The organism is Lactonifactor sp. BIOML-A5 (genome assembly GCF_009677585.1).
Lineage (GTDB): Bacteria > Bacillota > Clostridia > Lachnospirales > Lachnospiraceae > Lactonifactor.
This window is the reverse complement of sequence record NZ_WKYV01000005.1, coordinates 70,160-87,679: the sequence shown is the minus strand read 5'-3', so window position 1 is coordinate 87,679 and position 17,520 is coordinate 70,160. Positions and strand designations below refer to the sequence as shown.

The 17,520-nt window shown below is 46.5% G+C and carries 13 protein-coding genes; 1 reads left to right on the top strand and 12 read right to left on the bottom strand.

Annotated features, from left to right (window positions below; all coding sequences use genetic code 11):
- Positions 1–22: 22 nt before the first annotated feature.
- From GKG41_RS05160 to GKG41_RS05125, 8 genes are all read right to left on the bottom strand, one after another.
- On the bottom strand, positions 23–1,105 hold the full coding sequence (locus GKG41_RS05160) for a zinc-binding dehydrogenase (RefSeq protein ID WP_154257500.1): 1,083 nt from the start codon (positions 1,103–1,105) through the stop codon (positions 23–25).
- Between the two features lie 45 nt (positions 1,106–1,150).
- Entirely contained in the window at positions 1,151–2,140 is a 990-nt protein-coding gene (locus GKG41_RS05155; RefSeq protein ID WP_154257499.1) for an ABC transporter permease, read from the bottom strand.
- Between the two features lie 12 nt (positions 2,141–2,152).
- A complete protein-coding gene (locus tag GKG41_RS05150; protein ID WP_154257498.1) occupies positions 2,153–3,109 on the bottom strand; it encodes an ABC transporter permease in 957 nt (318 codons plus the stop codon).
- Positions 3,102–4,643: a sugar ABC transporter ATP-binding protein gene (locus tag GKG41_RS05145; protein WP_154257497.1), complete on the bottom strand. Its 1,542-nt coding sequence runs from the start codon at positions 4,641–4,643 to the stop codon at positions 3,102–3,104. The genes GKG41_RS05150 and GKG41_RS05145 overlap by 8 nt, the downstream gene beginning before the upstream one ends.
- Before the next feature lie 120 nt (positions 4,644–4,763).
- Positions 4,764–5,795: an ABC transporter substrate-binding protein gene (locus tag GKG41_RS05140; RefSeq protein WP_154257496.1), complete on the bottom strand. Its 1,032-nt coding sequence runs from the start codon at positions 5,793–5,795 to the stop codon at positions 4,764–4,766.
- A 92-nt stretch (positions 5,796–5,887) separates the two neighbouring features.
- Positions 5,888–7,513, bottom strand: a complete 1,626-nt coding sequence (locus GKG41_RS05135; protein WP_154257495.1) for a response regulator — start codon at positions 7,511–7,513, stop codon at positions 5,888–5,890.
- The gene (locus tag GKG41_RS05130; protein ID WP_154257494.1) at positions 7,491–9,290 is read right to left on the bottom strand and encodes a sensor histidine kinase; all 1,800 of its coding nucleotides are present in this window, start codon (positions 9,288–9,290) and stop codon (positions 7,491–7,493) included. Before GKG41_RS05130 ends, GKG41_RS05135 begins: the two co-directional genes overlap by 23 nt.
- 211 nt (positions 9,291–9,501) lie before the next feature.
- Positions 9,502–10,041 (bottom strand): methylated-DNA--[protein]-cysteine S-methyltransferase, encoded by a 540-nt coding sequence (locus GKG41_RS05125; protein WP_154257493.1) that lies wholly within the window; start codon positions 10,039–10,041, stop codon positions 9,502–9,504.
- A 315-nt stretch (positions 10,042–10,356) separates the two neighbouring features.
- Between GKG41_RS05125 and GKG41_RS05120 the strand changes: the two genes are divergently transcribed.
- Positions 10,357–10,959 carry a DNA-3-methyladenine glycosylase I gene (locus GKG41_RS05120; RefSeq protein WP_154257492.1) on the top strand — a complete coding sequence of 201 codons (603 nt, stop codon included), beginning with the start codon at positions 10,357–10,359 and terminating at the stop codon, positions 10,957–10,959.
- A gap of 7 nt (positions 10,960–10,966) precedes the next feature.
- Here the strand turns inward: GKG41_RS05120 and GKG41_RS05115 are convergent, their stop codons facing one another.
- The 4 genes from GKG41_RS05115 to GKG41_RS05100 form a co-directional block, all read right to left on the bottom strand.
- Positions 10,967–11,308, bottom strand: coding sequence for a transporter (locus tag GKG41_RS05115; RefSeq protein ID WP_154257491.1), 342 nt, complete (start codon positions 11,306–11,308; stop codon positions 10,967–10,969).
- 158 nt (positions 11,309–11,466) lie between these two features.
- On the bottom strand, positions 11,467–13,014 hold the full coding sequence (locus tag GKG41_RS23090; RefSeq protein ID WP_173016969.1) for an FIVAR domain-containing protein: 1,548 nt from the start codon (positions 13,012–13,014) through the stop codon (positions 11,467–11,469).
- Positions 13,015–13,042: 28 nt separating this feature from the next.
- Entirely contained in the window at positions 13,043–13,792 is a 750-nt protein-coding gene (locus GKG41_RS05105; protein WP_154257490.1) for a hypothetical protein, read from the bottom strand.
- An 83-nt stretch (positions 13,793–13,875) separates the two neighbouring features.
- Entirely contained in the window at positions 13,876–17,493 is a 3,618-nt protein-coding gene (locus GKG41_RS05100) for a carbohydrate-binding protein (protein WP_154257489.1), read from the bottom strand.
- Between the last annotated feature and the right edge of the window lie 27 nt (positions 17,494–17,520).

Below are 17,520 nucleotides of genomic sequence, written 5' to 3'. Positions count from 1 at the left end.
ACCTTCCCTTCTGGTCTTCCTGCTATTCTAATGGGGAAAGGACACTTTCATCCTTGGTGATAATGATTTTTATAGCCTTCTTACTCCTGGCCAGGTCAAATCCTTTCCGCCAGTCTTCCAGCCTGATATGATGGGAAATCATGCCCTTTACGTCTACTTTCCCCAGTTCTAACAGCCGCATTACATTCTTCCAGGAATTATAATCATAGCCAAAATGTCCGATCAGTGACACTCCTCTGTCTGTAAAGGGATCAAGGGTCTGCTCATATGGCCGTTTATCATAACCGATGCGCACAATTCTGCCTCCGGTGCGCACGATCTGCACTGCCTGCTTCATAACCGCATTTGCCCCAGCCGCATCAATACAAACCGCTGCCATATCCCCTTTGGTAATCCTTTTTATCTCTTCATATACATCCTGCTTATCTGATTTAATGATGTGGTTAGCCCCGTACTTCTCAGCGATCTTAAACCGCTCCTCATCTGCCTCCAGACCAACGGCAATGATGTTGGCACATCCGGCAAGCCTGGCAATTTGGATGGCAAACAACCCTAAAGGACCTGCGCCGTACACGATAATATCCTCGCCGGGCAAAATCCGTCCCTCCTGAATCACTGCTTTATACGCATTGCATATGGGATCCAGGATTGCCGCCTCGTCAAAACTTACATTTTCCGGAATGGCAAAGAGTGTGTTGGGATTCCGCGCAAGCAGCTCCCCGTCGATTCTCACATAGTCTGTAAACCCGCCGTCCATGCCATAGCCCAGCCCTTTGCGGTCGGGACAGCTTAAAAACTGTCCGTTGCTGCATGCATAACATTTCCCGCACACATAGCCGGTGTTATCTGAAACTACCCGAGCCCCCACTTTCCAGTCCTTTACATTCTTACCAGCTTTGGCAACTACCCCTGAAAATTCATGCCCTAAGACAACAGGACAATTCAGATGATTGGGATGGTCACCATTATCGTAAGCGATATCCGAGCCGCAGATTCCGGCAGCTTTTACTTCAATAAGTATGTCATCATCACCTATTTCCGGGACTGGAACTTCCCGAAGTTCCGTCTCCCTTGGTCCTGTTCCATATTTCACTAGTGCTAGCATCCAACCTTCCTCCTTACTCTTATGTTCATTGCAGTCTCTTCTGATTTATGCAGCCTCTTCCTGTTTCCAGGTATGCTTTTTGCCTTTCCGGATCTTCAGCACATCCGACTGAACACCAATGGAAATCAGTACCAGGATTCCCATGATGATATTCTGCCACCAAGAATTCAGGTTTCCTGCAAAGTTAAATATCGTATTGATGGTGGCAATTACCAGAATTCCAAAAAATGTCCCGCTGAATTTCCCCTCTCCCCCTGAGAGCTTGATTCCGCCCAGAGCACACATGGCAATTGCCGTGGTCTCCCATGTATCACCCGCAGTAGGCTGTGCGGTATAGAGTCTGTTAGCCAGCAGCATGCCTGCCAATGCGGCGAAAAATCCACACATTACATAGCAGAGAATCTTAATTTTATCTACCTTAAGCCCCATCATCTTGGCCGCCTCTTCATTGCCGCCCACGGCATAGATGCCCATGCCAAACTTTGTATTATGGGACAGGTGCATACAGATCAAAGTTGCAATCACCAGGAAATACACCAGAATATTAATCCCTAAAATTTTGGTGTTCCCCAAAGCGATCAGCGCATCATTGCTGACAGACACCGGTTTTTTGTTTGTCATCAGCAGTACAATACCCCGGACCCCCAGCATAGTAGCAAGGGTTGCCACCCAGGAGGATATCCTCATCTTCGCTACCATAAACCCATTTAAGAATCCGCAGAATATACCTGCTAAAAGCCCCAGAGCAATACCCAGGATAGGATTCTGAGCCCCAAACATTGCCATAATCACACCACCAAGGGCCATAACTGCGCCTACAGACAGATCGATCTGGGCAATCAGAATGACAAACGTCATCCCCAATGCCAGGAATCCGCCGTCGCTGGCCGCTTTCCGGAACAGATTGGCTATGGAATCAAAAGATGCAAAGCTCCTGCTGGAAAAAGCAATACTTGAAAATACAAAGAGAATCAAAAATGCTGCGATGGAGCTTTTTGAACTGAACCATTGATATATACTTTTTGCTTTATTCATTTCAACCCCTCCTTAAGCAGCCTTATCGCGCTGAATATATACGGCAAAGATAATAATGAAGGCCTTCAATACCTGTGCATATTCATACGTAATATTATTCATGTTAACAGTAATGGTAATCAGCAGCATGATCAGCGCACCGATCACTGTTCCAAAGATCTTGGCTCGTCCCCCAGACATGCATGTCCCGCCCACCGCAACAGCCGCAATGGCATCCAGTTCAGAGAGAAGTCCCAGGGAGTTTCCGTCAGCAGCACCGATCTTAGCTGTGGCGAAGATACCGGCAATCGCTGCCAGAACAGCACTGGAGATATAAACAATCATCAGTGTCCTTGTAGAATTAATGCCTGCCAGCTGCGCTGAACTGGGGTTATCTCCTACTGCCTGAATATGCCGGCCGAGAATGGTCTTCTCCAGTACGAACCATACGATTGCCACTGCCAGTACAATGGGAATAATCTGGATGGGGATTCCCCCCAGGCTGGCACTTCCCAGCATCTTAAAGGAATCTGCATTATCACCTGAAATATAGATAATCTTGGCATCATTTAATATCTGGGCAACGCCCCTGACGCCAATCATCAGTGCCAGTGTCACTACCATTGCCTGGACACGTAGCTTTCCTACCATAAAGCCGGCAATCGCACCTGAGAGGGCGCCCACGAAGATTGCTGCTATACAGGCTGCCAGCACCCCATAGGGAAGCAGCTTGACTGTTACTATACCTGCCAGGGCCATCACTGCACCTACGGAAATATCAATTCCTCCTGTAGAAATGACCATGGTCATCCCCATTCCTGTGAGAATAATGGTACAGGACTGGATAATAATGTTACGGACTGTTCCCATGCTGAAAAAGTTGGGTGTAATCACTGCATTTATTACAAGGAAAACCAACAGGAGAATGACAGCACTGTATTTTTTCAAAGTTGCAACTGTATCTGCTTTGGTTCTGACTGTATTACTCATTTGCTGCACCTCCAATGTTCTCTAATTCCCCGCCGCCGCTGGCGATAATCTCCATCACCTTATCCTGATGGATATCATCCCCTATGAGCTCACCCAGCTTGCGCCCTTCACGCATAACTACTACCCGGTCACAGTTACGCTCCAGCTCAGCAATCTCAGAGGAAATCATAAGAATGCTGATTCCCTGTGAGGCAAGCTCCAGAATCAGTGCTTCTATCTCTGCTTTTGCGCCCACATCAATGCCTCGGGTGGGTTCATCCATAATCACCAGCTTAGGATTCATGCAGAGCCATCTTGCCAGGAGTACCTTCTGCTGATTGCCCCCGCTCAAATTCCTGATGGGCTGGTTCTGTGTAGGCGTCTTGATTGCCAGGCGCTTGATATACTCGTCTACGATTTGTCTCTGCTTAGCGGCAGATACAATGCCCATCTTGCTGATCTGAGGAAGAAGAGCAATGGTCATATTCTCACGCACGGACAGATGGGGGATAATTCCTTCCACCTTCCTGTCCTCTGTGCAGAATCCCATCCCAAGTCCTATGGCGTCTTTGGGATTTTTAAATTTCTGCTCCTGGCCCATCCAGAAGATTTCTCCTTCATCCGGCTGCGTCGCCCCAAATAACACTTTTCCGAGTTCCGTGCGCCCGGAGCCAAGCAGTCCGGCCAGTCCTAAGACTTCTCCCTTTTTAATGGTAATCCCAAGCCCGTTCAGTCGGGTTCCCTGACGGATGTCCTTCATCTCAACCAGGGTTTCGGCATTCTCAAGGGTGTATCCCTTCTTGGTTCGCTCCAGCTGTTTTGCTTCTTTGCCAATCATGAGATTAATCAGTCTGAGCTGATCGATCTCCCTGATGTCTACTTCCCCTGACAGAGCGCCATCCTTGAGTATTGTCACATGTTCACAGATTTCAAAAATTTCATCCAGGCGATGGCTTATAAATATAACGGCAATATTTTTTGCCTTTAATTTCTTTATAATATCAAACAATACCCGCACTTCTTTGGTATCCAGGGAAGAAGTGGGCTCATCCATAATCACTAACTTTGCATTTACTGAAATTGCCCGGCCAATAGCAACCATCTGCTGGACAGCCGTGCCATATGTAGAAAGGGGGGCGGTAACATTGATATGGATTCCCAAATCCGCCAGCACCTGTTCACAGCCTGTGATCATTGCTTTACGGTCAATGACCCCTGCTTTGGTTCTTGGTTCTCTTCCAAGATACATGTTCTCATACACTGTTTGAAACGGTACAAGGTTTAATTCCTGATAAATTGTACTGATGCCTGCATTCTGCGCTTCCAGTGCAGTCTTAGGATTAAGCTCTTTTCCGTCGAAGGTGATGCTCCCCTCGTCTCTCTGATAGATCCCGGTAAGTGTCTTAATCAACGTAGATTTCCCGGCACCGTTCTCCCCCATCAGTGCGTGGACTTCCCCTTCTGCCACAGAGAAGTCCACCCCCTTCAGGGCCCGAACCCCGGGGAAATTCTTTACGATCCCCCGCATCTCTAACAACATCTTATTCCTAGCCATAACTTCTCTCCAATCATAGAAACGACCATTCCATTTATACTTTTTTGAAATATAGACAGAATGGTCGTTACACTATTTAGTATCTGCCTTTTGTAACAGCATACTGTTTTTTAGCATTCTTTAGAATCCAGCGTCTACACTGGCATTGTCCTTCGTATACAGTGTATCTTCATTTGTATAAGAAGCGTCAACTTTCTGTCCGCTTTCAATTTTTGCACAGAGTTCAAATGCCGGCTCGCCGAACAGAGGGGAACAGGAACAGGATGCCAGCTGCTCTCCTGCAAGGATAGATTCCATGGCAGCCTTTGGTCCGTCAATACCTACAACATAGATGTCTTTTCCTGGTGTATAGCCTGCCGCTTTAATGGCGGCGATTGCGCCCTGGGCCATATCGTCATTGTGACAGTATACAGCGTCAATCTCATCGCCCTGTGCCTGAAGGATATTGGCCATAACGTCCTGAGCCTCATCCATTACATAGTTGGCAACCTGGTCAGCCACTACCTTCAAGTCGGTACCTTCAATTGCGTCCATAAAGCCTTTCTGACGGTCATTTGTTGAAGTTGCTCCCTGTGTTCCCTGAAGGATTGCGATATTGCCTTTCCCTCCTAAGGTCTCAGAAATAATTTTTGCGCACTGCTCTGCCTCCCATACAAAGTCGGACATGATCTGGCTTGTGTATAACTGGCCTGCTTCTCCGTTTACGGAACGGTCAACCAGGATAACCGGAACATCTTTGTCCATAGCAGACTGAAGCGCTGCCTGAAGACCGTCTTCTTCCTGGGGTGCAATAATCAAATAGTCGGCACCCTGTGCAACCATATCCTCAATATCCGATGCCTGTTTTGCTATGTCAGCGGAAGCATCTGTGTAAATAAGATTTACACCATACTTTTTAGCTGCTGCCTGCATAGATTCAGTCTCGGCAATTCTCCAGCTATTTCCATTATCACACTGTGAGAATCCAATCGTCTTGCCCTCCAGTACGCTCATGTCAACTTCACCGGAGCTCTGGGGTTCTGCCGCTTCCTTGTCATCTTTTGCCGGCGCCTCGGCAGCGGCAGCAGGTGCCTCGTCTTTTTCTCCTCCGCATGCAGCAAGGGCTAACCCCATAGTCATTGCTAGTACCAGACTCAAAGCTTTCTTCCTCATAGTCTCTTCCTCCTTGGAATTTTTTGATATGGTAAGTATAATGAAATGTGAACAAAAGATGAATCCAATATTTCATAATTTTCTTTCAAAATTCATGAAAGGGTTTGGTTCTCTTTTCGAAAGGCCGACGGGCTTACCCCGCAGACGCCTTTAAAAACCGTGCTGAAGTACGCGGGAGTTGAATATCCACAGGCGTTTGCCACTTCATAATTTTTCATATTCGTATGGAGCAGGCAATTCTTAGCCTTCTCAATTCTTACTTCTGTCAGATACTCTATGAATGTCTTGCCTATCTCCTTCTTTAAGATAAGACTTAGATAAGACACGCTGATATAGGCATAATCTGCGGCATCCTTCATAGCCAGATCCTCCTCCATGTAATGGGTATCTATATATTCTAAAATTCGCTTTAACACCCCCTGCATTTTTGCGCCGGAGACACTGCCGAAATATTCGTGTATCTGTGCACAGACTTTTCCTATCTCTTCTATCATCTCGTGACGCTTTCGTTTCTCAATAATGCGGTGGAAGGCTTCCATAGGATCCCCGATAATATCCTGTATGTTAGCCCCCACCTCCTCCGGAAGTTTAATTAACTCAAAATACAGGTTGCTTACAATCATCACAATCTGCATATAGGATACAATCTTCTCCCTGGAAAGACTTTCCCGGAACTCCTCCAGGCAGCTTGCAATTCCTTCCCCAGTCCCGCTTCTCACCTCGAAGAACAGGGACTGGGCATCATAATTCATATGCTGTATGGTGCTGCTTGCTTTGCCGTCTGTATGAAGAATCTGCGACCAATTCTCCAGAAATTTCTTCTCACAGCTGCCCCTTGCATTCAGGAAAGATTTGTACAGGCCGGTCAGCTCCCTGGAAACACAGCCAAAGGTCAGCTGCAGATGCTCCATGTCATCTCTCTTGACATCAAAGAGACTGCTGATGTCTTTTATGATTTTCTTGACTTCCTGTGCAGAGTTATGTACGATGCAGAATAACCGTTCACAGTTACTGGAGCGCAGGATCTCCACATGATTTCCCTCCTCAGTCACCTCATAGTCCTGTAAACACCTGTTTACCATCTGTTCAAAGGCCCTGTCCATTTCAATGATTTCCAGATAGTCGCAGTCAATGGATACGATGGGAAAATTTTGCTGCTCCAGGATGCCCACCGAATAATACTTTCCGTTTACATGCTCGCCGATCTGGGAAACCAGGTCCCCAAGCTCTTCCGGACTCTGCTTCCTCAGAAGGATTTTTGAAAACAAAGTCTGACGTATGGTTCCCAATCCCTGCTGGCTCATGTCCTTCAGTTTCAGGATCTCTCTTTCTTTCTCCCGTTCTGCTAAAATGGTCTCTGTAATGGATTTCATCACTGTGTCCAGCTGTTCCAGGTTCACAGGTTTCAGGATATATTCGGACACTCCCGCTTTCAGCGCCCTTCTGGCGTACTCGAATTCATCATAACCGCTGATGATAACGATTTTAATCCGGGGATACTTTTCCCTTATTTGCTCCGAAAGCTCTATCCCGTCCATGTGGGGCATCTTGATGTCTGTAATCACTACATCCGGACTAACCTTTTCCATAAGGGCCAGCGCTTTGATTCCATCCTCAGCAGCGCCTGCCAATTCGCACCCAAGCTTTTCCCAATTCACACAGGTTGACAGCCCATCCCTCAGCAGATCCTCGTCCTCAACTATGATTACCTTCAGCAAATTCTCCCTCTCCTTTCTTCGGCAGTGTCACGTAGACCCGGGTCCCCATTGTATATTCGCTCTCAAAATGCAGTCCGTACCTGCTTCCGTAGGTTGTCTGGATCCTTCTCTGCACATTGATGACTCCGTAAGCATTGGGATCAAAGTCAATCCCCTTCTCCATCATATTCTCTATCTCCCTGAGCTTCTCCGGCTTCATGCCCATGCCATTGTCTGTGACTGTGATTAAAATCTCTTCTTCTGTGGCTTCCATGCTTACCCGGATGAGTCCCGGCACTCCCTTTTCTTTAATTCCGTGATAAAGGGCATTCTCCACAATGGGCTGGAGAATCATTTTTATAACATAGTACTTTTTCAAGTCCTCCGGCACGTCCACCTCATAACTCAGCAGCTTAGCGTAGCGTATTTTCTGAATTGCCACATAATTTCCCACATGTTTGAGCTCCTCTTCCAGGGTAATCTCACTGCGCCCCCGGCTTAATCCGATGCGCAGGAAATTAGTCAGGGAGGTAATCATCTCTTCTAACTTTTCCAAGCGGTTCATCCTGACCATCCAGATGATGGAATCCAGGGTATTGTATAGAAAATGCGGGTTGATCTGCGACTGCAGCGCCTTAAACTCCGCCTGGTTCAGTTTCTTCTGGTTTTCCTGCTCCCGCTCAATCAGCTGATTGATCTTAAGTACCATGTGGTTGAAACTGTGAACCAGCTCTCCCACCTCGTCCTTCCCACCGTATTCCACACGCACGCTGAAATTTCCCTTTTCCACTTCTTTCATGGTGGTGCGGATCTCCCGGATGGGCTTAGAGACCTGGTTAGAACCGATTACCGCGAATGCAATTGCTATAATTGCGAATACACCAATTACGATAAAAATAGAATTGCGCAGCACTCTGACTTTTGCATACATCTCCTCATAAGAGATAAGACCCATGACTTTCCAGCCGCTGTCTGAGAGTTCAGCCACAGACACCAGATACTTGTCCCCGTCGATGCGGATATCCTTTGTCCAGGAGTTTGAAGACAATGCGCTTTCTGCCACGGCTCTGCTGATTGCCTCTGTCTCCCTGGCGCTCTCATTGGCATTGGTGTAGATGATTTTATTCTTTTCATCCAGTATGTAGGTAGTTCCCTTAAAGACTAATCCGCTGTCCTTCACCTGCTCCAGCTCTTCCGTCAGTATGTCTACCACTACAACTCCCAATATTCTGGTGGATGCACGGTCTTTAATGGGCACCACCACACTAATGGTAGAGTCATCCAGATTATTTACAATGTTCGATCCAAAGTGTGGAGGCATCCATAACACCTCACCGGTCTCCATTACTTTTTTGTACCAGTCCTTGTCTAAAAATTCTTTTTCCCGCAGCCCATACCTGGTGGAACGGTAGATGGCGCCGTTGTCTCCGAGGACAAAGATGCCGTTGATGTCATCCACAAAGCGGTTTCTGTCATAAAGGATATAGTTGTACTGGACCCTCTGCTTATACAGGGTCTGCTCTGTTTCCGGCAGGGGCTTTCGCAGAGTTGCCTGTATCTCTGCGTCTCTGGCCACCTGCTTGGCCTGGTCCAGCGCATTGCTCAAAACCCGGTTGGTATCTGTATTCACCTGGCGTATGGTATTCTTCACAGATTCCGTGGCCGTATCATAGGTGATATTAATAGAGATGTGGTAAAAAACTACCATGCTGCCAATGACCAGCAGGAAAAGAACGGTAAAATGCGCCAGCAGCCTCCCCCGGATTGAATGCTTCCACTCTGAGAACCATGTATTCATTTTATTCTCCTTTCGCTAATCTGCACATCGCATCTTTTGTTACTTCATTATAATGTCATGACATTTCACTTGTCAATTGTATTTGTGCTGCATGAATGGAATAATTCCTGTTAATATTTAAAAAACTCTTATATTTACAGGAAATTTTCCATTTTCTATAGCAAATAGGAGCGGAAACCTGCCGGTTTCCGCTCCTAAACTGCTGTACCTGTCACAAAGCAGTGCCTTTGGTGGGAACAGTAAACTTTTTCATATCTGCCCCCTCATGGGACAAAAGCCACACCTTTTTCTGAATGCCTCCCCCATAGCCGGTGAGACTTCCATTTGCCCCCACTACACGGTGGCATGGGATGATAATAGAGATCGGGTTATGTCCCACCGCCCCTCCCACTGCCTGGGCGGACATCTTCTGTTTGCCCAGCTTCTCTGCTGCTTTCCTTGCGATTTCCCCGTACGTGGTCACTTCTCCGTAAGGAATCTCGCAGAGCAGTTTCCATACCTCCTGTCTGAACTCACCGCCTATAGGCGCCAGGGGCAGCTCATTTATCTGCGGTTTTTCCCCGGCAAAGTATCGGTTCAGCCAGTTTATTGCGGCTTCAAACTCCGGGAGATCGTCTTTTGGAAGCAGTTCTTCTTTTACTGAGCCGCAAAAATATTTCTGGCCTTCTATCCACACACCCACAAGATGCTCTCCATCACTTGCCAAAGTAATCTGTCCCAGGGGAGAATCGTAATTCGTAGAATAATACATATTCATTTCCTCCTTAAAGTAAATTCTATGGGTAACACTGCTCTTTACCTTTATAAAATTATACCATACACCGGGTTATTTTCCTCTTTTTTATATATGAAATAACAATAATATCTATTATGTCTGTATCCTGAGCCTTTGGCATCACTCCAGTAAGTCCCTGAGAATAAACTTGACGGATTATATCTTTGAGGGTATCATTTTGCTTATAAGTAATCAGAAGAATACGGTATATTCACGGAGAATATAATAATCCTTATTCTTTCCCAGCCAGATACAGGGGCACAGCAATAGGAAAGGAATAAAATATACGATATGAAACGTTGTCCATGGTGTCTCATCAATGAGCCAATGATCCAGTACCACGACCAGGAGTGGGGGATTCCCTTACATGATGACCAGAAGCAGTTTGAGTTCTTAATGATGGAAGTCATGCAGTGCGGGCTGAACTGGAATATGATGATCCGGAAACGGGAAATCTTCAGGCAGTGCTTCGCCGGTTTTGACTATCATGCGGTCGCCGGTTTTGCAGAAGCAGATATAGAACGTATTATGAATACCGAAGGAATGATAAAATCACGCCGTAAAATAGAAGCTGTCATCCACAATGCCCGGTGTTTCCTGAAAATACAGGACGAGTTCGGCAGCTTCAGCCGGTATCTGTGGGATTATTCCAAAGGGAAGACCATACTTTATGCAGGACATCAGAAAGGAAACATCCCTGCCAGGAACGGACTTTCCGATCTCATCAGCAAAGATCTGAAAAAACGGGGATTCAAGTATCTCGGTTCTGTTACCGTATATTCTCATCTTCAGGCCTGCGGGATGATAAATGATCATGAGGAGTCCTGCGATTGTTATCAAAAACTGATTGCACAGTATCCTGTCATCCGTAAAAGGAGATACCTGGAGGGGTGAATCCCCTCTATTTATCTCCTGTATGTCTCAAAAACTCAAAAAATGCAAAGATAATTGATATTACGGTCAGGACAGCTACAATATTCTCTGACATATTATTGGCATAGTCAGCCTGCCCCCGGTCTGTGGCTCCTAATACCAAATAGTAAACACACCAGATAAACCCCAGCACCAGCAGAAGAAGGGTGCTGTATTTTAGTACAGAGGATATCTTATTCATTACTCTGCGGTTTTTCTGAATCTGTTTATCGGTATACTTTTTTCTTAAAGAAAACTTAATGCCTCCCACCAGAAAGCCTACGATAACTCCAATGGACACACTGACGCAGAGGCGGTAAAATACTTCCATATTTTTGTTCTTCCTTTCTCACAAAAATTTGCATATTCTGTCTGTATTTTACCATATGCATACTGATAAGTCATTTTTTCTCTGCAGCAAAACAGGAGATTCACCGATTTCAGTCGGGTAATCTCCTGTTTTATTATAATGATTCTGTTTTTACAAATTTATCTTGTTTTTACCCAGGCACCGGAACCGTTTACATAGTATCTTCCTATCCATGTGTTGGCAGCCATAGCCCCGTTGTCTTTCAGGTAGTACCAAGTCTTTCCGTCCAGCAGCCAGCCCGTCTGCATGGCTCCGCTGGAGCTGCAATAGTACCAGACACCTCTGACTTTTATCCAACCCGTTGCCATCGCTCCGTTTCCTTTTAGATAATACCAGGTCTTTCCATCCAATAACCAATCTGTTGCCATTGCTCCGCTGCTTTTCAGGTAGTACCAGGTTTTTCCGTCTAACACCCAGCCTGTCGCCATCGCTCCGCTGGCCTTCAGATAATACCAGGTACTTCCCAGCTGAATCCAGCCTGTCGCCATAGCTCCGCTGCCTTTCAGATAATACCAGGTACTTCCCAGCTGAATCCAGCCTGTTGCCATCGCTCCGCTGCCTTTCAGATAGTACCAGGTATTGCCGTCTAACACCCAGCCCGTCGCCATCGCTCCGCTGTCCTTCAGGTAATACCAGGTATTTGCATAATGCAGCCAGCCCGTTGCCATGGCTCCATTTCCTTTTAGATAATACCAGGTATTCCCTAACTGAATCCAGCCTGTTGCCATCGCTCCGCTGCCTTTCAGATAGTACCAGGTATTGCCGTCTAACACCCAGCCCGTCGCCATTACGCCGCTGTCCTTTAAGTAATACCAGGTCTTTCCTTCCAGCAGCCAGCCCGTTGCCATAGTACCGTCTTTATACAGATAGTACCAGGTATTTCCCAGCTGGAGCCATCCTGTCACCCGATATCCTCCTCCATTAAAATAATACCAGCTTCCATCTATATACTGCCAGTTATTTACTGTAAACTTTCCATCCTGATTGTAATATCTCCACCCATGTTCATCCTGTACCCACTTGCCCTGCTCTGCCTCTAACATATTGTTAACTGCAGTGATTAGCTTGGATGTGGCATCATTTACAGCCTGCTGCCCCTGATCCGGAACTGCATATTCTGTATTATATACCCTTTCCGCCTCAGCCAGTGCATCCTTTGCCGCCTGTACACTTTCCTGGGTATAAAGCCGGATGGTTTCCTCATCTTCTAAGATTTCTCTTGCACTGTCTATGGCAGATTTCAGCCCTTCCTTTTCTACCCCTGGAATTAAGTCCGCACAGGCACTCACCAATTGCGTATATGCCTCGTTTATCTCTATCTGAGTTGCATCTTCGTCATCCAGCACTGCCTTTGCCTTTTCCAAAGCTATGTCCACTGCCAGCCATCCCTCTTCCAAAAAGGACTGGCCGCCGTTTTTCAGTTCTTCAGCCATAGAAACAGCAAGCTCCAATCCCTTTTTGTCTGCCAGAACCTGGTCTTTGCTGCCCGCAGGATCGGCATATGCAGGGCTGTCCCCGGAGACATCACCAGATAGAGCCGAAGACACCGCAGTGTCATATCCCTGTATGCCGGAACTGTCTGCACTGACGGATGCTGAACTCAGGCTCAATACCAATCCAAGAGAGAAAGCTCCGGCAATATGCTTATTCAACCGTTTACTCTTCATCTTTAACCTCTTCCTTCCCGGACAACAGCTATTTGCCCTGTTTTTTTGTTCTCTTTCCTTTTACAGCCGCAATCCCGGCACCTGCAGCCCCCAATCCAACGATGTACAGCCAGGGATTTAAGAGATCACCGGTTTTAGCTGCTTTACTTTTTGTTTTGCTGCTATTGTCTGAAGATTTTGTGTTATCTTTGGGCGTAGCCGGTTCCTTCTTTGGAGGCGTCTTCTGCTCAGGTTCCTTTTTCTCCTCCTGATTTTCTTCCGGAGGGCCAGGCGTATGGCCGCCTGCCTCTATTTGAACAGAAAGAGGAATTGCTTCGGCGCTGATATTACCGTTATTTCCTGAGAGCTGTTCCACGGAGAGAGAGATTTCTAACTGATCTCCAGCCTTTACATTATCATTTAACTCAAAGGTCATATCAACCAGACTTCCGTCTTCCGGGATAGGCTCAGACAGTGCAAAAGATGCCACAATCTCGCCTTCCTCTTTATTTCCGGTCAGGGGATCGTTAATTTTACACAGCCCGCTCTGAAGAGCTGCCCCCACATTGTCACTGTGCAGCGTAAGCTGTGAAGCGTCGTACAGAAAACGGAGTTTACCGCTTGTAACATCAATGCCGTCTTCGATTTCACAGGATACCTGTACCTGAGTATCCTTTTCTTTTACAGGTCCTGCCTGCATACTGATTTTAGGCCCGGATGCTGCCAGTACCGGCATGCTCTGAGCTGCCCATATCAGGCAAATGCATAAACCAATCCATTTCTTATTTTTCTTAGTCATATTTATCCCTGCCTTTTTAATGATTGCAGATACTCAGTCAGCCACACAGAGAATATTCTCTGTGTGGCTGTACCCTGCCTTAGCTAAAAAGTATCAATTAATTCTGCTGATAACTGCAGGATATAAGAAGCATCTTCTGCATCTGATACGCCATTCTGGTTCACATCTGCGTACTGTTCCTGCATCTCATCCAGCTCAATCAGCTCAGAAGTATACTGAAGGAGCAGAGAAGCATCCGCAGCATCTACACTGTTGTCCTGGTTAATATCGCCAAGCAGCCTTGCTTCCATACACTCAGCAATCAGTTTCTTCAGCACACTGTTTATATCTGTCTGTACAGCATCCGGGTCATTGTAAACTCCCCTTGCTTCTTCCAGAACATCAGAAAGATTTTCTAAACTGGATGTGAGATATTTATAGGAGTCTTTCAAGATTGCGTCTGCTTTTTCAATCACTGCCTTCAGTTCTGCTTTGTTACCTCTCCATTTAAGACTTGTCATAGCTTTCTGAAGATTGAATGCCGCATCCTTAATGTCCTCTGCACTTGCATCCGGATTTTCAGAAACGGTTCTGGCTGCTTCTATCGCTGCCTTTAATTCCTGTACGGAAGTGCTTGTATACTTATCTTCACCCTTCAGAATCTCTTCTGCCAGACGGATCAGGGCATCCACACGGGACAGATCCTTCTCCATCATCTGGGTTACAGCAGTAATCAGGTTTAATGTAGCATCATTTACTGCATTCTGACCAGCTTTTGCATCATCATAAGTAGTTCCGAATACTGTTTCCGCATGGCTCAGAGCATCTTTCACTATCTGTATACTCTCTTTTGTATAGCGGGTCCCTAAGGTCTCATCTGCAAGCAGCTCCTGCGCTCCTTTTATAGCAGCTTCAAGTCCGGCCTTTTCCACACCGGGAGTTAAGTTCGTACATGCATTGAGAAGTTCTGCGAAGGCAGTATCGATCTCTAACTGAGTCGCGTCCTCTTTCGCCATAATTTCTTTTGCTTTATCCAGAGCTTTTTCTACTGCTTCCCAGCTGCCGCCGATGAATGACTGGCTGCCCTCTTTCAGGTTCTCTGCCATGGCAATTGCCAGTTCAAGGCCTTTCTTATCTGCTGCTGTTTCCAGCACTTGATATGTGTTTTCTGCTTCTTCCAGTTTGCTGAAGTTATCTACCAGTGCCTTCTGCTCATCTGTCAGCGCTTCATATGCCTCCCGGGCAGCATCAATCTTTGCTTTGCATTCCGGAGTATACTCTACAGTGCCGATAGCCTCTATCAGCGCTTTTACGCCGTCAGCAGCTTCCTGATCCGGATTCTTTTCTTCTACAAACTGCCACCAGTTAATGTTCATATCTCTTGATGGGAAATATAAGTAAATGTCATGGACACCAGTAATATTCGGTACATCCCACTCAAAGGTTTCGTAATTCTGCCATCCACCGGTACCTCTGGTAAGTTCAAATTCTGCTACAGGATCTGACTCCAGGGTATCCAGCTTTAACTGCATATACTTGGGGAATCCCCAGAGGGATGCCAATCTAAACATCATTTTTGATGTGCCCTTGTCAAAGCTTATGCCACTGTATTTTACCCAGTCTTCCTCTACAATAGTTCCAATGTTACTGCCGCCGCCTTCATCTTCACACTTCTCTATGCGTACGGAGCCATGTTTATCCGTAAAGTCTTCTGCTTCCACACGGGCATATGGATTTACGACAGTTACGTTTACCTCTAGCGCAGCCGTTGCCGCTGCCCCTATCTCTCCGGCGTAAGACAGCTCTACCGTAGACTGACCGACACCCTTTGCAAAAAGTTTACCGTCTTTTACTTCCAGAACTTCAGGATCACTGATGTTGCTGTACTGCAGCTTATTAGACACATCCTCTGTACGTCCGTTTTTATAGGATGCTGTAGCTGTTACCGTTATCGCTTCATTTACACGTACATTGACGGATTCGGAAGACAGAGTTAAGCTTTCTACCCCGTATTCCTCTTCAATATCAACTACTTTTACCAGCACCTTATCCTCTTTTCCCTGATAGCTGGCGGTTATCATAGTCTCACCTATCGTTTTACCGGATACCTCTGCGCCATTCAATTCCACTATACCTTCCGGATCCATGGTGAATTCTACCTGATCGGTTACATCCTCGCTGCTGCCGTCTGAATAAATTGCCTTGACTGTCAGCGCTGTCTTGTTGTACTTGCCTGCTGCTCCTTCTGCTGTATCGGAAAGCTTATATACGTCTACAGATGCATTCAGGGCTGCAAGCTCACGGGCCTCGCCTTTTTCGGTAAACTTCCAGTTATCTACCTGGAACAGTTCACCCTCGTGATCTCCAGTATATACAAAATATACGTCATGAACGCCCTCGGCTCCTGTCACGTTGGTTGCTTTATCCTGCCATACATCCCATCCGCCTGTGTAAGAAACGGGGAGAGTACCTACTAATTTTCCATCCTCACTGTCTAAACGGATTTCAATGTTACCGCCTTTTTGTTCCATAGACTCAGCACCGCAGGCTACGCCGGCTGTGAACATGGCAGCACCCTTTTCACCGAAGTCTACATTATTCACTTTTACATAGTCTCCGTCCTGAATGTTCTTAACCGCGATTCTTCCGTCTTCACATTCCAATGGGCGGATACCTTTTTGACTGGCCATGGTTTCCGCCTCTGTCAGCTTATAGGGATCCAGATTTTCTACTGCTTCTACGCCTTCCCTGGTCTTGTCCATAAATGGGATTGTTCCATCCTCGTTGTACTTAAATTCCTCCACACACACGGAACGTGTAAAGCTTCCGCCTCCGGGCAGCCAGCCAGTGTGGTAGAACAGATAGGAATGTCCTTTGAAATCAGCTACTCCCGGATGAATGGTATAGCTGTTCAGGCCGTCACTGTTCATAATCTCTCCGCCATATTTCCACGGACCGGTAGGGCCGTCGCTGGTTGAATACGCCATGAATTCCCCGCCGCCTGCTATTGCAGGGTATACCATATAATATTTATTATTTCTCTTATAAAACCACGGACCTTCCTGATATGCAGCCTTACCGTCTCCCTCACCGAACGCATCTGTTGTCATGTCCAGTGTGTGAATGCCATACTCCATGTCATAAGAAATCATGTCTTCATTTAATTTTACATAGTGGAGATTTGGGTTACCCCAGTAAAGATAGGCCTGTCCATCGTCGTCCACATATACGGTAGGATCGATTCCTTCCCATCCCGCATCAATCAAATAGGTTCCCAGCGCATCCTTAAAAGGTCCGGTGGGACTGTCGGATACTGCAACTCCGATTCCCCATGCTTTGCCTTTAATTCGAATAGGTGCATATAAGTAATACTTTCCGTCCCTCTTTACTACCTGCTGAGCCCATGCGGCTCCGTCCTTTCCAAGATCGGACCAGGCAGAAAAGGTCTGAATCCCTGCCGGAGTTCCCCGGTAAGTCCAGTTCACCATATCTGTGGTAGAAAAGCACTTATAGTCCTTCATTTCATAAAACGAGTTTGGGCCGTCTTCATCATGGGACGTGTACAGATACAGAGTGTCACCATCTACCATAGGTGATGGATCCGCCGTATAGTAGGTCTGTACAATAGGGTTCTCGGCATGAACGGCCACAGCGCTCATACCCAGCATTGCCCCAAGAGATAAAGTTGCAACCATACATTTTTGCAGTCCTTTTTTCTTCATCTTTTCACCTCTTACATTAAATTTGAT

Excerpts from the sequence above, each read along its gene's own strand:
- GKG41_RS05160 (WP_154257500.1), bottom strand. The coding sequence starts at position 1,105 with ATGCTAGCACTAGTGAAATATGGAACAGGACCAAGGGAGACGGAACTT.
- GKG41_RS05155 (WP_154257499.1), bottom strand. The coding sequence starts at position 2,140 with ATGAATAAAGCAAAAAGTATATATCAATGGTTCAGTTCAAAAAGCTCC.
- GKG41_RS05150 (WP_154257498.1), bottom strand. The coding sequence starts at position 3,109 with ATGAGTAATACAGTCAGAACCAAAGCAGATACAGTTGCAACTTTGAAA.
- GKG41_RS05145 (WP_154257497.1), bottom strand. The coding sequence starts at position 4,643 with ATGGCTAGGAATAAGATGTTGTTAGAGATGCGGGGGATCGTAAAGAAT.
- GKG41_RS05140 (WP_154257496.1), bottom strand. The coding sequence starts at position 5,795 with ATGAGGAAGAAAGCTTTGAGTCTGGTACTAGCAATGACTATGGGGTTA.
- GKG41_RS05130 (WP_154257494.1), bottom strand. The coding sequence starts at position 9,290 with ATGAATACATGGTTCTCAGAGTGGAAGCATTCAATCCGGGGGAGGCTG.
- GKG41_RS05125 (WP_154257493.1), bottom strand. The coding sequence starts at position 10,041 with ATGTATTATTCTACGAATTACGATTCTCCCCTGGGACAGATTACTTTG.
- GKG41_RS05120 (WP_154257492.1), top strand. The coding sequence starts at position 10,357 with ATGAAACGTTGTCCATGGTGTCTCATCAATGAGCCAATGATCCAGTAC.
- GKG41_RS05115 (WP_154257491.1), bottom strand. The coding sequence starts at position 11,308 with ATGGAAGTATTTTACCGCCTCTGCGTCAGTGTGTCCATTGGAGTTATC.
- GKG41_RS23090 (WP_173016969.1), bottom strand. The coding sequence starts at position 13,014 with ATGAAGAGTAAACGGTTGAATAAGCATATTGCCGGAGCTTTCTCTCTT.
- GKG41_RS05105 (WP_154257490.1), bottom strand. The coding sequence starts at position 13,792 with ATGACTAAGAAAAATAAGAAATGGATTGGTTTATGCATTTGCCTGATA.
- GKG41_RS05100 (WP_154257489.1), bottom strand. The coding sequence starts at position 17,493 with ATGAAGAAAAAAGGACTGCAAAAATGTATGGTTGCAACTTTATCTCTT.